The 15,036-nt window shown below is 74.6% G+C and carries 12 protein-coding genes; 4 read left to right on the top strand and 8 right to left on the bottom strand.

Features of this window, described 5'->3' with window-relative positions:
- Positions 1–96 precede the first annotated feature (96 nt).
- The 6 genes from ACFVYI_RS17560 to ACFVYI_RS17535 form a co-directional block, all read right to left on the bottom strand.
- Positions 97–756 carry a TNT domain-containing protein gene (locus ACFVYI_RS17560; protein WP_387886217.1) on the bottom strand — a complete coding sequence of 220 codons (660 nt, stop codon included), beginning with the start codon at positions 754–756 and terminating at the stop codon, positions 97–99.
- 257 nt (positions 757–1,013) lie between these two features.
- Positions 1,014–2,333, bottom strand: a complete 1,320-nt coding sequence (locus ACFVYI_RS17555) for a geranylgeranyl reductase family protein (RefSeq protein ID WP_387886215.1) — start codon at positions 2,331–2,333, stop codon at positions 1,014–1,016.
- A gap of 145 nt (positions 2,334–2,478) precedes the next feature.
- Positions 2,479–3,456, bottom strand: a complete 978-nt coding sequence (locus ACFVYI_RS17550) for an ABC transporter substrate-binding protein (protein WP_387886212.1) — start codon at positions 3,454–3,456, stop codon at positions 2,479–2,481.
- A gap of 349 nt (positions 3,457–3,805) precedes the next feature.
- The gene (locus ACFVYI_RS17545) at positions 3,806–4,906 is read right to left on the bottom strand and encodes a calcium:proton antiporter (RefSeq protein ID WP_387886210.1); all 1,101 of its coding nucleotides are present in this window, start codon (positions 4,904–4,906) and stop codon (positions 3,806–3,808) included.
- A gap of 105 nt (positions 4,907–5,011) precedes the next feature.
- Positions 5,012–6,628 carry a serine/threonine-protein kinase gene (locus ACFVYI_RS17540; RefSeq protein ID WP_387886207.1) on the bottom strand — a complete coding sequence of 539 codons (1,617 nt, stop codon included), beginning with the start codon at positions 6,626–6,628 and terminating at the stop codon, positions 5,012–5,014.
- 70 nt (positions 6,629–6,698) lie between these two features.
- Positions 6,699–7,526 carry a serine/threonine protein kinase gene (locus ACFVYI_RS17535; protein ID WP_387886206.1) on the bottom strand — a complete coding sequence of 276 codons (828 nt, stop codon included), beginning with the start codon at positions 7,524–7,526 and terminating at the stop codon, positions 6,699–6,701.
- Between the two features lie 400 nt (positions 7,527–7,926).
- On the opposite strand from ACFVYI_RS17535, the gene ACFVYI_RS17530 reads away from it, so the two are divergent.
- From ACFVYI_RS17530 to ACFVYI_RS17520, 3 genes are all read left to right on the top strand, one after another.
- Entirely contained in the window at positions 7,927–8,337 is a 411-nt protein-coding gene (locus ACFVYI_RS17530; protein WP_387886205.1) for a hypothetical protein, read from the top strand.
- A 522-nt stretch (positions 8,338–8,859) separates the two neighbouring features.
- Positions 8,860–9,933 (top strand): polysaccharide deacetylase family protein, encoded by a 1,074-nt coding sequence (locus ACFVYI_RS17525; protein WP_387886202.1) that lies wholly within the window; start codon positions 8,860–8,862, stop codon positions 9,931–9,933.
- A 73-nt stretch (positions 9,934–10,006) separates the two neighbouring features.
- Entirely contained in the window at positions 10,007–11,104 is a 1,098-nt protein-coding gene (locus ACFVYI_RS17520) for a GNAT family N-acetyltransferase (RefSeq protein ID WP_387886200.1), read from the top strand.
- A 39-nt stretch (positions 11,105–11,143) separates the two neighbouring features.
- On the opposite strand, the gene ACFVYI_RS17515 is transcribed toward ACFVYI_RS17520, so the two are convergent.
- Together ACFVYI_RS17515 and ACFVYI_RS17510 are read right to left on the bottom strand one after the other, a co-directional pair.
- A complete protein-coding gene (locus tag ACFVYI_RS17515; RefSeq protein WP_387886198.1) occupies positions 11,144–12,277 on the bottom strand; it encodes an aminotransferase class I/II-fold pyridoxal phosphate-dependent enzyme in 1,134 nt (377 codons plus the stop codon).
- Entirely contained in the window at positions 12,274–13,038 is a 765-nt protein-coding gene (locus ACFVYI_RS17510; RefSeq protein WP_387886196.1) for a transcriptional regulator, read from the bottom strand. Before ACFVYI_RS17510 ends, ACFVYI_RS17515 begins: the two co-directional genes overlap by 4 nt.
- A gap of 476 nt (positions 13,039–13,514) precedes the next feature.
- Here ACFVYI_RS17510 and rox point away from each other — a divergent pair, with 476 nt between their 5' ends.
- Positions 13,515–14,951, top strand: a complete 1,437-nt coding sequence (rox, locus tag ACFVYI_RS17505) for a rifampin monooxygenase (RefSeq protein ID WP_387886258.1) — start codon at positions 13,515–13,517, stop codon at positions 14,949–14,951.
- Positions 14,952–15,036: the final 85 nt, after the last annotated feature.

Here is a 15,036-nt window from a genome sequence, read left to right as displayed (position 1 = left end):
GGGCACCGGGGGGGGGGGGGGGGCGGCGGGGGGGGGGGGGGGGGCGGGGTGGGGGGCGGGGGGCGCACCCCCCCGCCCCGCCGCGTCCGGCGGGCGTCAGATCCGGGCGAGGTACCCGTTGTCGACGAGCCACAGCACGTTCAGCCGGGCCGGCCCGTTCGGGACGAGCGCGGCGTCGAGCTGGTACTGGAGGCCGTAGCCGGGCTGGCCGAACCACGGCGCGATCGGGCCGGCGTGCACCTTGAACGGCTTCAGCACCTTGTAGTCGTGGTAGTTGCAGCTCGGCGCCGGGGTGCTGTCGAGGCTCTGCGGCGGGATCGAGCGGCTGGCGTAGGGCAGGCCCTCGGGGGCGAGGAAGGAGCCGTACTCGCCGCCGTAGCGGTCGATGTTCTGGTTCGGGTACAGGGTGATCTCGAACTCGACCGGGGTGCCGTCCGGCAGGGTGACGTATCCGTTGGCCGGCGGGTAGATCCAGCCCGGGCCGCCGTTGTTCGCGGTGGGGCTGTAGTAGGTGGCGAGGAACTTGTCCTCGGAGAGGCCGCCGGTGCGCTTGTAGCCGATCAGCTCGCGGCCGACCGGGCCGGTGCGCGGCAGGTCCGCGGGGCCGAGGCGGGGGTCGCCGTGGTAATCGGCCTCCGAGCACGCGTCGGACGGGGTGGCGGCGGCCGCGTCGGCGGCGGACGCCGGGACGGCCGGGGCGAGCAGGGCCGCGACCGCGGCGAGCGGCGCGAGGAACAGGCGAAGGCGAAGGCGCACAATGTCTCCGTCGTATCGGCGTCAGAGCGGACCGGAGCGTGATTCGTCACCCTCCGTGTCCAGGTCGACACCTAGGCAAGCGGATCACCTGACCCTTCGTCAACCGGAACGGTGCACGACAGCGCCCGTTTCCGCGGATTCGGCCAACCGGCGCCCGGGCGGCCTCGGGGGCGTGCACGATGGAGGGTCGCGCCCCCACGCCGACGCCGCACCGACCCCGCGCCGACCCGCACCGGCCCCGCGCCGCCCGGGCGGCCTCACCGGTTGCTGGGGGCCAGCTTGCCGAGGGCGGTCACCACCCGGTCGAGGGCGTCGCGGGAGTTCGGCTCGGTGAGGTTGACCATCAGCCGGAAGGCCACCTTCAGCAGGGCCGGATGGCCGAGCCCGAGCGCACCGGCGGCGCCGAGCAGCCTGGGGCGGCCCAGCACGTCGGCCACGAGCCGGCCGAGCGCGAAGTAGCCGTCGTAGGCGGAGCGCAGCGCCTGCGGGTAGCCGCGCAGCGCGAGTTCGCGGCCGCGGTCGGTGCGCCGGGCCAGCGCCTGGACGACCGTCTCGGCGGCGTAGCGCCCGGACTCCATCGCGTACGCGATGCCCTCGCCGGTCGCCGGGCTGACCGTCCCGCCCGCGTCGCCGACCAGCAACAGGCCGTCGGCGTAGTGGGGTTGGCGATTGAGCCCCATCGGGAGGGCGGAGCCGCGGACGGGTTCGGTGACGCCCTCGGAGGTGAAGCCGTACTCGGGCGGCAGGGCGGCGCACCAGCGCCGCAGGAGGTCCCGCCAGTCGAGCTCGCCGGCCACCGCGGCGGTGTCCAGGACGCCGAGGCCGACGTTGGCGGTGCCGTCGCCCATCCCGAACACCCAGGCGTAGCCGGGCAGCAGGCGCCGCGCCGGGTCCTTGGGGTCGCGCAGGTCGAGCCAGGCCTCCAGGTAGCGGTCCTGGTGCCGCGGGGTGGTGAAGTACGTCCGGTAGGCGACGCCCATCGCGCGGTCGGTGCGGCGGTAGCGCTTCATCGCGAGGGAGAGCCGGGTGGAGTTGCCGTCGGCGGCGACGACCAGCGGCGCACGGTAGTCGACGGGCCGCCGGTCCTCCCCCAGGCGGGCCGTCACGCCGATGATCCGGCCGGACCGCTCGTCGACCAACGGGCCCGCCACATTGGCCCGTTCGATCAGCCGGGCGCCCGCCGAGGCGGCCCGGCGGGCGAGCAGCTCGTCGAAGTCCGCGCGCCGCCGGACCAGTCCGAACGACGGGAACGCCGACAGTTGCGGCCAGTCCAGCTCCAGCGTGCGCCGTCCGGAGATCAGCCGCAGCCCCCGGTTGTGCAGCCAGCCGGCCTCCTCGGAGACGTCGATGCCGAGGTCGACCAACTGCTTGGTGGCGCGTGGTGTCAGACCGTCGCCGCAGACCTTCTCCCGGGGGAAGGCCGACTTCTCCAGCAGCAGCACGTCGAGCCCGGTCCGCGCGAGGTGGTAGGCGGCGGTGGAGCCCGCCGGGCCGGCACCGACCACGATCACGTCGGCACCGTCCTCCGGGCGGGCGGGGGCACCGTCGGCGGACAACTGCTGCTCTGGGCCTGGCATCTCGCACTCCCACGGGTCTGATCGGCTGCGGACTCAGCGGTCTCAGACGATAGGGACAGCGGCCGCCGTGCCGCGCCCCGACACGCGGGCCCCGCCCCGATCACCGGTCGTTCCCGGCCATCGGGGCGGGGTCGGCGCCCCTCCGTCAGAGGCCGCCGTTGACCACCGCACTGGATACCGCGCCGTAGCGGACGTTCCACTTGTCGAGGATCTTGTCGTACTCACCGCCGCGGATCACCTGGTCCAGCGCCTTGGCGACGGCGTCCCGCAGGGCGGTGTTGTCCTTGGCGACGGTGATGCCGTACGGGCCGGACTGCAGGAAGTGCGTGTTGGCCAGCTGGAACACCCCGGCCCGGCCCGGCTGGGTGGTGTTGTACTGGGCCACCGGGTAGTCGTTCAGATCGGCGACCGCGGTGCCGGCGGCCACCTCGGCGAGCGCCTGCTCGTCGGTGTCGAAGCGGTGGATCTGCAGCTGCTTGCCGATCCGCAGGCAGGCCGCGGTCTGCCGGCCGGCCAGTTCGTCCTGGACGGTGCCGCGCTGGACGGCGACGGTACGGCCGCAGAGGCTGTCCAGGGTGCTGAGGTTCAGCTGGTTCCCGGCCTTGACCACCATCGAGGTGCCGGTGGCGAAGTAGTCGACGAAGTCCACGCCCGCGTCGGCCTGGTGCCCGTCGTCGGCGGCGCCGAGCTGACGCTGCTTGGTGTCGATGACGGCCGACATCGCCAGGTCGAGCTGCTTGGCCTGGACGGCCGGGATCAGCTTCTCGAACGGCATGTCGACGAACTCGACGCGCAGGCCGAGGTAGGAGCCGACCGCCTTGGCGAGCTCCGGGTCCAGCCCGGCGGGCCCGCCGGTCGGATCCTTGAAATCGACCGGCGGGTAGTTGAGGTAGGAGCCGATCCGGAGCACACCGGCGTCCCGGACCGCCTTGGGGAGGCGGGCGCGGAGGTCCTGCTGGCTGCCGGGCGGCGGGACGGGGGCGCTGCCGCAGCCGGAGAGCAGCAGCCCGCCCGCGCCGAGCGCGGCCGCCCGCAGCGGCGACCGGCTGCGGGTGCGGGAGGGGGTGGCCGGGGAGGCGGCCGTGGGGGTGGGGGTGGGTACGGGGGTACGGGTGCAGTGCATCGCGATGCGTCTTCTTCGCAGGTGAGGGTGAGCAGGCAGGGAGACGCCGCGCCGGAAATGGCTGCCGGGGTACGGAGCGCGGACCTCGTCGCCGTGTGCCCAGTCGGGCCGCCCTGGGGTGAGGGGGCGGCCGGTCGGCGGAGGTCCGCCGTCGGGGGCGGTCGGGGGCCATCCTCGCATCCCGACTGCCGGGCCCGGGCGGCGGGTCGGCCGGGGGGCGGAGGCGGCGGGCCGACGGCAGACGGCAGACGGCGGGCCGGCGACCTCGTGGTCGCCGGCCCGCCCGTTGCCGCGCACCCGATCACTCGGGGAGTGATCCGGAGGTGCCCGGGAAGTGCTCAGGGAGTGCTCAGGGATTGATCGCGAGCACCACGTACGCCGCCAGCACCGAGAGGTGCACGGCGCCCTGCAGCGGTGTCGCGCGGCGCGGGATGACGGTCAGCGTGCCGACCGCGATCGTCAGCACGAGCAGCACCAGGTGGGTCGGCCCGAGGCCCAGCTCCAGCGGCCCCGGGAGCCAGGCGGAGGCCACCGCGACGGCCGGGATGGTCAGGCCGATGCTCGCCAGCGCCGAGCCGAGCGCCAGGTTGAGACTGGTCTGCACCCGGTTGCGCAGGGCCGAGCGCAGCGCCGCGATGGTCTCCGGCGCCAGCACCAGCAGCGCGATCACCACGCCCACCACCGAGGACGGCAGCCCGGCCGAGTAGACGGCGGACTCGATGGTCGGCGAGACGCCCTTGGCCAGGCCCACCACCGAGATCAGCGCCACCGCGAGCAGCCCGAGGCTGACCCTGGTCGTCCGCAGGCTCGGCGGATCGGCGTGGTCCTCCTCGTCGAGCACCGTGCCCTCGGGGGTGACGGGCAGGAAGTAGTCGCGGTGGCGGAAGGTCAGGGTGGCCACGAACAGCCCGTACAGCAGCAGCGAGGCGGCGGCCGCGAAGGCCAGCTGGGCGGGTGCGAACACGGGGCCCGGGGAGCTGGTGGTGAAGGTCGGCAGCACCAGGCTGAGCGTGGCGAGGGTGCCGATGGTGGCCAGCGCCGCGCCCGTGCCCTCCGCGTTGAACACCGCCACCCGGTACTTGATCGCGGCCACCAGGATGGAGAGGCCGAGGATGCCGTTGCAGGTGATCATCACGGCGGCGAAGACGGTGTCCCGGGCCAGCGTGGCGGCCTTGTCCCCGCCGTCCGCCATCAGGGTCACGATCAGCGCCACCTCGATGACGGTCACCGCGACCGCCAGCACCAGCGAGCCGTACGGCTCCCCCACCCGGTGCGCCACCACCTCGGCGTGGTGCACCGCGGCGAGCACCGCACCGGCCAGGAAGCAGGCCATCAGGCCCACCACCCAGCCGGGCAGGTCGCGGTGCCAGGTGAGGACAAGGACGACGAACGACACCACCGGGACGACGACGGTCCACTGCGTGGTGGCCGCGCGGAGCTTCGTGATCATGCGGCCGAGCATCGCATTCCGGGGCCCCGGTAGCCGGGCGACGCCGCCGGTGGGGTGGCACGGATGTGGCCGAGGTCATGTCGCGGCCGGCCCGCGCCGGGGCGTTCAGCCCCCGTACTCCGCGAGGTACCCGAGCACCTTCGCGACGTGCGGCTTCACCCGGTCGGGGACGCCGCCCGCGTCGGCGACGGTCTTGTCGCTGGTCCGGTAGCCGGCGGTGACCAGGGCCGGCAGGTCGCCGGTGTAGCCGCGGCGCTTGAGCTGCTGGTCGAGCCAGCAGACGTAGTTGCCCATCGAGGCGATCGCGTCGGCGGGCTCCATGTAGTCCTTGACGCCGTCGTGGTCGCCGTCCTGCGCCCAGGCGTTGAAGACGGTGGGCGTCCACATCGCGACGCCGTACTCGCCGGTCTCCGGCCGGGCGGCCTGCGGGTCGAAGCCGCTCTCCGCCTTGAGCATGGCCGCCAGCAGGACCGGGGTGATCTCGGGTTCGGGGCAGCGACGGGCGGCGTCCTCGATCGGGCCGCGCAGCGCGGCGGGGACGTCGGCGCCGGCCGGGATCGCACCGGCCCGCACGGCCGGGCTGGCCGGGGCGGCACCGGCGGCGGTCGGCGCCGGGTGCGCCCGGGCGGGGCCGCTGGAGGCCGGCCCCGTCGGCGCCGGCCCGCCCGACAGTGATCCGCCCGACAGCGATCCGCCCGGGACCGGTCCGGTCGGCTCCGGGCCACCGCTGAGGAGCAGCGCGGCGGCGGCCACCGAGACCAGACCGGCTCCCGTCAGCAGCCCGGGCCGACGACCCGGGCGCCGCGCCCCGGCCGCCCCGGGCACCGCCAGCGCGCCACCGGCCCCGGGCCGCTGCGCCGCCGCGGCCAGCAGCTCGGCCCGCAGGGCGGCGAGGTCCACCCGGGCCCGCTCCGCGCGGTCCGCGGCCAGGCAGGCCGCGACGGCCGGGCGTCGGCAGGCGGGCAGCGCGTCGTCCAGCCGCAGCGGGGCCGCGCCGCGCGCGTAGGCCTGCGCGGCGAGCGAGCGGGCGCGGGCGGTGGCGCCGAGGAAGGGGTGCAGCCCGCCGGTGAGCAGCTGGTGGGCGACGACGCCGAAGGCCCAGATGTCGGCGCTCGGCCGCACCGCGACGCCGCGGGCACCGGTGCGCTGGGACCACCACTCGGGCGGGACGTGGTCGGGCGAGCCGAGCGGCGGGCCGTAGGCGTGGGTGCCCTCCAGTTCGGCGGTGAGGCCGAAGTCGGCGAGTTTGGCGGTGCCGTCCGGCATCAGCAGGATGTTGCCGGGCTTGAGGTCGCCGTGCACCCAGCCCGCGGCGTGCATGTGGGCGAGCCCGGCGCAGACCCCGGCGAGGATCCGTTCGGCGTCGGGGACGGGGGTGTGCGGCCGGGCGGCGGCGAGGACGTCCTGGAGGCTGCCGGCGGCGCGTTCCATCACCAGGGCCAGGGCGCCGTCGAGCCGCGGGTGCGCGGGGTCGTCGACGGTGACGACGGCGAGCGTGCGGATCAGGTTCGGGTGGTCCGCGCGGCGGCTGAACCGCATCTCGCTGCGCGCGATCTGCGCCATGGTGCGGCGCTGGCCGGGGCTGAGCCGGGCCGGGCAGAGGAACTTGACCGCGAGGTCCGCCGGCCCGCCCGGCCGGTGGGCGGCATAGACGCTGCCCCAGGCTCCGGCGCCGATCGGCTCGCCGACGCGGTACCCGGCGACGGCGTAGCCGGGCGGCACGTCGAAGGGCGGTTCACCGGACCGGGCTGGTCCCCGGCCACCGGGCCGGGCGGGCGACGGCACGACGGGGTCAGCCGACCCGCCGGGGCGGGAGCAGGGCCAGGTGCTCCTCCCGTACGAGGTCGAACCTCAGGGCCAGGGCCACGAGTTCCTCCCGCTTGCCGCCGCTCCGGGCCGCATCGTCCGCGATCTCCTCGGGCGCCTCGCGCAGACGCAGTTTGGTGGCCACCAGATAGTCGATGTGGTAGTTGACGGCTGATCGGGTAAGCCCCTGGCAGGAGGGCAGGGCGCGCAGCCGGGCCAGCACGTCGGTGACGCCGGGGACGGCGGCGGCGGACGGCGAGCGCAGCCGGGGCTCGCAGAGGGCGAGCAGAACGAGGAAGTACTTGGAGGTCGGGTCGAGGGCGAAAGGACTGACCGTCAGCTCGCCCTCGTCGACCACCGTTTCGCCCTCCAGATAGGCGTGTTGGGGTGCGAAGACCTTGAACGCGGCCGGTTCGCCGAGGGCCGGCAGGAGGACTCGGGAGAACTCGAAAGGCACCGGCGCGCCCAGCCGGCCGGGGGCCACCTTGACGTGCTCGCCGGCTCCTTCGAGGTTCTCCACCACGTACGTCGCGGAGACGCTGAAGTTGGAGAGCCGCCAGTAGTCCTCGGCGGCGGTGATCTCGCCGGCGCGGCGCGAGACGCCCTGGTCGGCGAGGGGGATGGCGAGCGGCCGACCGGGCTCGCCGCGCCCGAACTGGGCGACCTCGCCCGGGCCCAGGTGGAGCAGCGCCGGCCGGCCGGGCGGCGCGGAGCGCCCACCGGACGGCCCGGGCCGTCCGCCGATCGGTGCGGGCCGCCCACCGGGCCGGGCTTGGGGGCGGGGTTCGGGCAGTTGCACGATGACCGTGTCCATGCAGGCCACCTCCGTAGGTCGCGTCGATCGTAGCCGTCCGAACGGCTTCGCGCCGGTCCGCCACCCGTACGAGTGAACGGGGCCCCGGTGCGGACGGCACCCTGGACGACGGCGCCAACCATGGTGTCCCGAACCGGACTTGACACTCCAAGACCCCCAATCCGGAACCGGCGCCGCGCCACGCGGGCCGAGCGGGCGAGGCGGGCGGCGCAGCCGGGCCGTCGGCACCCACGCACACCGGAGCCCCCGGGGCGCACGACCGGAGTCCGGGCCGCCGGTTGCGGTACGTAGTTGAACCGTCACCTTGAGTGTGACGCAGCGCACATGTGGCATGCCCATGAAATGTGCAAGACTCATCCCACGGAGTGAGATTCCCTTGATTTCCAAGGAGGTTCATATCATGCGCGCTCGGATCGCAGCCCTGATGGTCGCGGTGGCAGGGATCACGGCGTCGATGGCCACCCCGGCCTCGGCGGCGACGACGACGGAAGGTACCGGTGCCGCGGCGTGTACCGCCGTGGTCGACCACCCCTGTGCCTGGCTGGAGAAGGACGGCGGAGGAATCGTCGGAGTGGCGCAGGTGTCGCCCTCCTCCCCCGCCCAGCTGACGCTGGTTCAGGTCGAGGTCAGGACGCAGCGGGCCTGGGGCAGCCCGTGGGTCACCGTCGCCTCCGCGACCACCGTCACCAACGGCTTCGCCAAGGCCGTCACGCCGCGCGTGGTCACCAAGGACCTCCGGATGATCTGCGCGGTCGGCGGCCCGGCCCTGGAGGCCTCGCAGCACGTCACCACCTGCACCGGCCCCTTCTGATCCACCGAAGAACCAGCGAGTCCCCGAAGGGCCCCGCGACACGGCGGGGCAGGCCGGGGATCCACGAGCCGGGGCCGTCGGGCCCCCTCCGGGGTCGGCCGCCGGGTCCGCAACCGGCGGCCGACCCACCCTCGCGCACAACGCACCCGCACCCCGCGCGCACCCGTACCCCGTGCGCGACCGCCCGCCTCACCCGGGCCCGCCCGCCTCACCCGGGCCGGCCCGCCGAGCACTCCCCCGCACCACCAGCGGCCACTCAGGAAGCTCCCAGCCCGCACTCAGGCCAAGCGCGCGCCGACAATGCGCCAACCTCCCCCGGAAACCTGCCCGCCGTGCGCAACCCTCCTCGGAGCATGGGATTTTGCACTATCTTGGCAATTCGGGGAGCGGGGCGGGCCGCCCACCCGGCAGGCGTGCGCCGAGCGGCGGATCCTGCCCGCGTGCCGTGCCCGACTCCCGCCGCCGCAGTGCCGACGGGAGTGCTCGTGGCAGTGCTCACGGGGAGGAAGGGGGAGCGTGTCGATGCCCGAGGGGACCACGCGTTCGACCGGGGCCGGCGACGGCCCGACCACCAGGGCGGCAGGCCCGACCATCGAGGCCGCGGGCCCGTCGGTCAGGGCGGCAGACCCGCCCGGCGAGGCCCGCGCCGGGGCCGGGGCCCCACCGGGCGGCCGGCTCGCCGGTCGCCGGAGCAGCGTCGACACGGTGCTGCGCAACTCCCCCATCCAGCCGCTGTTCCGGCTCGCCGCCACCCGCCGCCTCGCCGTCCTCGCCTACCACGGCGTGGACGACCCGCGGACCTTCGCGCTCCAGATGGCCCGTCTGGTCCGGATCGCCCGCCCGGTCTCCCTGGCCCGGGTCGAGCAGGCCGTCCGCTCCGGGCGTCCGCTGCCGGCCCGCAGCGTGCTGGTCACCTTCGACGACGGCGACCGCAGCGTGCTCACCGAGGGCCTGCCCGTGCTCACCCGGCTCCGGATCCCGGCGGCCGCCTTCGTGGTCACCGAACTCATCGACAGCGACCGGCCGTTCTGGTGGTCCGAGGCCGCCCACCTGGCCTCCTGCGGCGGCAGCGCGCGCAGCCTGGCCGGCTGCGCTCCCGGCGCGGTGGTGCGCCGGCTGAAGACCCTGCCCGACAGCGACCGCCGCACCGCCCTCGCCGAGCTGCGCGAGAGCGCCCGCACCCGCGCACCACGGCAGGACCAGCTCACCCGGCACGACCTGCTGACACTGCACCGCTCCGGCGTGGCGATCGGCAACCACACCGCCGGTCACCCCTGCCTCGACCACTGCGACGACGCCACCCTGCGGGACGAGATCAGCAGCGCCCATCACGCGCTCACCGGTTGGCTCGACGGCGAGGAGCCCACCGCCTTCGCCTACCCCAACGGCAACGTCGACCAGCGCGCCGAGAACGTGCTGCGCCGGCTCGGCTACCGGGTCGGCTTCCTGTTCGACCACCGGCACGACCGGCTGCTGCCCAGACGCCCGCTGCGGATCAGCCGTCTTCGGGTGAACTCCACCACCAGCCGGGACAGGTTCGACACAATTCTCTCCGGGCTTCATCCGGCCGTGCACCGACTGCGCGGCGGCGCCTGAACGACACGTGGGGGGCGGGACGTTGGGGACGACGGAGAGCGGGACGGCGAGCACGGACACGCCGGGAACGGACATGGCGGCCACCGGGGCGACCGTCCGGGCGGCCGGCCCGGTCCGGTACCGGACGGCCGCGCTGCCGGCGGAGGTGCTGGACGGCTGGCGGGAGCTGGCCGCCGCCGATCCGGGCGGGTCGTGGTTCACCACACCGGAGTGGGCGCTCTCCTGGTGGGAGACGCTCGGCGCGAAACAGGGCGCCGGCGAGGTCACGGTCTGGCGCGACCCGGACGGCCGGGTGAGCGCCGTCGTCCCGCTGCTGCGCACCCGGCGACGGCTGCATCCGCGCGCGCCGCTGAGCGTCCCCTGTCTGACGGTGCTCGGCTCCGGCCCCGGCGCCGCCGACCACTGCGGCGTCACCGCCGCACCCGAACGACGCGCCGAGGTCGCCGCCTGGCTGGCGCGCCGCGCCCGGCGGGCGACGCTGCTGTTCACCGATCTCGACCCCGGCCAGGGCCCGCTGCTGCCGGCCGGCGCGGTGGAGGTCGACCGCACCCCGTGCCCGCGCGTCGACCTCACCGCGGGCCCGGACGCACTCGGCTCCCGCCAGTTCCGCGCCGACCTGCGCCGCTACGGCCGCAAGCTCGCCGCCGAGGGGATCACCTTCCGCTGGGTCGCGCCGGCCGTCGGGGACGGCGAACTCGCCGAGCGGTTCGGCCTGTTGCACACCGTTCTCCGACTGCACCGGCTGCGCCGGGCCGCGCTCGGCCTGCCGACCAGCTTCGACGCGGCCCGCGCGCCGCTGCACGTACGGCTGATCGAGCGCTCGGCCGCCACCGGTCGCGGCGAGGGCCCCGCCTTCCTGGTCGCCGAACGGGCCGAGGAGGTGGTCGGCGTCCTCTACGGGTTCCGCTGGCGGGACACCTTCGCCTACTACCAGATCGGCTGGGAGCAGACCTGGGCGCCGCTGCGGCTCGGCACGGCCGTGATCGCCGAGGCCGTCCGGGCGGCCGCCGGGCAGGGCCTCACCACCTTCGACTTCCTGCGCGGCACCGAGCCCTACAAGTACCGCTTCGACGCGGTGGACCGGGAGGACGTCTCCTGGCTGGTGCCGCACGGGCTCTCCGGCGCGCTGCTCGGCCTCAAGTACCGGGCCAAGGGCGCCCGGCAGGGCTGATCGCCGGGCCGCGACGGCGGCCGGGGCGGGCAGCAGCCGTCACCGGCGCCCCTTCAGCCACCCGGCGAGGGCGTCCAGGGCCGGGGCCGGGTCGCGGCGGCCGATGCCGATCCGGAACCGGTCGGCCGGGGTGGCGGTGAGTTCGGAGCGGTAGATGCTCGCCGGCAGGAGGAGGACGCCGGCCTCCTCGACCAGCCCGGTGCAGAACGCCTCGACGCCGTCCGCCCCGAGGTAGCGCGGGTAGGCCACGCAGCCGCCGTCCGGGGTCTGCCAGTCGAAGTGGTCGGCGTGCGCGGCGAAGAAGGCGTCGAAGAGCGGCAGGTTGGCATCGATGATCGCGCGGTTGCGGGCCAGGATCCGCTCGCGGTTGCGGATCGCGATCCGGGCCAGGATCTCGCTGGGGGCCGAGTTGCAGATCGTGGTGTAGTGCTTGGCGCGCTCCAGGCGGGAGCGCAACTCCCGGTCGCGGCAGGCGATCCAGCCGATCCGCAGGCCGGGCAGGCCGAGCGACTTGGAGGTGACGTTGAGCGAGAGGGCCCGCTCGGAGAGGTCCGCGGCCTGCGGCAGGGTACGGGCCGGGTCGCGCTCCAGGCCGCGGTAGACCTCGTCGCTGAAGAGCCGGATGCCGCGCTCGTCGCAGAGTTCGGCCAGGCGGGCGAAGTCGTCGGCCCCGATGACCTTGCCGGTCGGGTTGTTGGGGAAGTTGACGGAGACCACCCGGGTGTTGGGGCGCAGCGCGGCGGTCAGCTCGTCGAGGTCCAGCGCCCAGCCGCGCCCGGCGTCCAGAGCGACGCCGGTGACCTCGCAGAGGGAGAGCGGAATGGTCTCGGCGGACTGGTAGTTGGGGGTCAGCACGACGGCGTGGTCGTCGGGGCCGAGCAGCACCTGCATGGCGAGGTTGAGCGCCTCCTGGGCGCCGCCGAAGCAGATCACGTCGTCGGCCTCGACGTGCTCGTACACCTCGGCAATGGCGTGGCGCAGGGCCGGGTCGCCGAAGGTCTCGGTGTAGCCGAGGGCGAGGGTGTCCCAGGCCTGCCGCTCCTCGGGGCCCGCCAGTGCGAGCAGTTCGGACATCGTCATGGTCTGCGCGTCGGAGGCGGTGAGGTGGTGGCGGGCGGTGAACTCCCAGCGGGAGAAGTAGGTCTCCAGCCGGAAGTCGGGGAGCGTGGTCATCTCTGGTTCCTCGGGTTCCTCTGTGGTGCGGTGGGGCTCGGCGCTTCGACGTCCCGCGCCTCGGCGTTCCGTGGTTCGGTGCCCTGTGCTTCGGCGTTCCCTGCCTCGGTCGCCGGCCCGGGCTCGGCCCTGGCCTCGGCGAGCAGGGTGTAGACGGTGGAGCGCGACACCTTGAGCGCCGTCGCGACGGCCGGCACGGCCCGGCGCACCGCGAACACCCCGGCCCGGTCGAGTTCGCGCAGGACCGCGAGCCGGTCCTCGCGGCCGAGCCGCTCCGGCGGTCGGCCGTGGGCGCGGACGTAGCCGCCGATGACGTCGTTCATCCGCTCCGTCCAGTCGCGCTCGAAGAGCGGCGCGGGGCGGGACGCGGTGGGGGCGGCGAAGCCGGCCAGCAGGGTGGCGGCGTGCTCCAGCGGTCCGCGGTCGAAGTTGACGCAGAGCACCGCCCAGGGTCGGCCGGCGTCGTCGCGCAGGACGGCGCTGACCGAGGAGAGCCGGCGGCCGTCGGGCAGCAGCTTCTCGTAGGGCCCGAAGACGTCGGACCCGTAGACGTCGGGCAGGGCCGGGTCGAGTTCGTCCAGCTCGCCGAGCAGGGACGGGTCACCGGGGGCGCGGCCGCTCATCGGGTTCCAGACGGCGAGCACTTCGTCCCGGACGGCGTCGTGCAGCACCACTTCGGCGTACGGGCCGAGCAACAGTGCCACCGCCTGGCAGACGGGCGCCCAGGTCCGGACGCGCGGGTCGGGGGTCGCTGTGGTCATATTTGGACTGTACGTCCAGGCTGGACGTTTCGTCCAGCACGGCCCACGGCGTCACACCCGGCGGATCACGGAGGCTCCGAATCGGCTCCGACCACCGCGGACGACAAGCAGTCGGGCAGGCGGCCGGACAAGCAACCCGACAGGTAGCCGGACAAGCGAACAAAGTCCGACAAACGACAAAGGCAAGGAGGTCTACCCACTCCTTGCCACTATCAAGATATAGCCCGAGGGGGGCCTTGCGGCAAGGCCCCGGTACCGGCGCAAAATGGTCGACCAAAGGCCGGAACCTGCGGAAATGACGGATTCACGAGGTACGTATCCGTTTGTCGTCCGATCGGTACCGCAGGGCCGCGGCACCGCCGACGTGACGGGCGGCGCGCGGAGGCACCGCCGCGGGTGCGGCGCTCCAGGTGGGCGCACCGCCCGACCGCGCGGAACGGCCGGCCGAAATCCAAATCTCGTTGATGGGCGTTCAGATGATTGACGTGATCGTGGTCGGCAGCGGACCGACCGGCCTGATGCTGGCCTGCGAGTTGCGGCTGGCCGGAGTGCACGTGGTCGTGCTGGAGAGGTCGGCGGAGCCGAGCAGGCAGTCCCGCGGCCGCGGCCTGCACGCGCGCAGCGTCGAGATGATGGACCAGCGCGGGCTGCTGGAGCGGTTCCTCGCGGTCAGCGACACGTTCCAGGTCGGCGGTTTCTTCGGCGGCATCCACAAGCCGTGGCCGGACACCCTGGACACCGCTCACCCGTACGGCCTCACCGTCCCGCAGCAGGTCACCGAGCGGCTGCTCGACGAGCGCGCGCTGGAGCTCGGTGCCGAGATCCGGCGCGGCTGCGAGGTGGTCGGGCTGAGCCAGGACGAGGACGGGGTGACCGTCGCCCTGGCGGACGGCACGCAGCTGCGCTCGCGCTACCTCGTCGGGTGCGACGGCGGCCGCAGCGCGGTGCGCAAGCTGCTCGGCGTCGGCTTCCCCGGTGAGCCCTCCACCGTCGAGACCCTGCTGGGCGACATGGAGGCGACCGCGGATCCCGCGACGATCGCCGCCGTCGTCGAGGAGGTCCGCAGGACCCAGCTGCGGTTCGGCGCCGTCCCCGACATCGACGGGAACAAGGGCGTGTACCGCATCGTCGTGCCCGCCGACGGAGCGGCCGAGGACCGGGCGGCCGCGCCGACCCTCGACGACTTCCGGGAGCAGCTGCGGGCCCACGCGGGCACCGACTTCGGCGTGCACTCGCCGCGCTGGCTGTCCCGGTTCGGCAACGCCACCCGGCAGGCCGAACGCTACCGGGTCGACCGGGTGCTGCTGGCCGGCGACGCGGCCCACATCCACCCGCCGACCGGCGGCCAGGGCCTCAACCTCGGCATCCAGGACGCGTTCAACCTCGGCTGGAAGCTCGCCGCCACGGTCGAGGGCCGGGCTCCGGAGGGGCTGCTGGACAGCTACCACGCCGAACGGCACCCGGTCGGCGCCGCCGTGCTGGACAACACCCGCGCGCAGATCACGCTGATGGGGACCGAGCCGGGCGCGATCGCCCTGCGCGGGCTGCTGTCGAAGCTGATGGACTTCGAGGACGTGAACCGCTACGTGACCGGGATGATCACCGCGGTCGACGTCCGCTACGACCTCGGCGAGGGTCACGACCTGCTCGGCCGGCGACTGCGGGACGTGCGGCTGAAGCAGGGCCGCCTCTACGAGCTGATGCACACCGGCCGCGGCCTGTTGCTCGACCGGACCGGCCGGCTCTCGGTGGCGGGCTGGGCGGACCGGGTCAACCACGTCGTCGACATGAGCGAGGAGCTGGACGTGCCCGCGGTGCTGCTGCGGCCGGACGGCCATGTGGCGTGGGTCGGTGACGATCAGCAGGAGTTGCTCGACCGGCTGGCCCGGTGGTTCGGCGCCGCCGCCGGCTGAGCACGCGGCTGCCGCGCGGCAGCGGGCCGGTCCCCCTGCGGAGCGGCTGCGCCCCGCCGTTCGCACGGCGGGGCGCAGCCGCGGG

Source organism: Kitasatospora sp. NPDC058218, from assembly GCF_042882445.1.
Taxonomy (GTDB): Bacteria; Actinomycetota; Actinomycetes; order Streptomycetales; family Streptomycetaceae; genus Kitasatospora.
The sequence above is the reverse complement of the archived record's forward strand: the minus strand, read 5'-3'. Positions and strand labels throughout refer to the sequence as shown.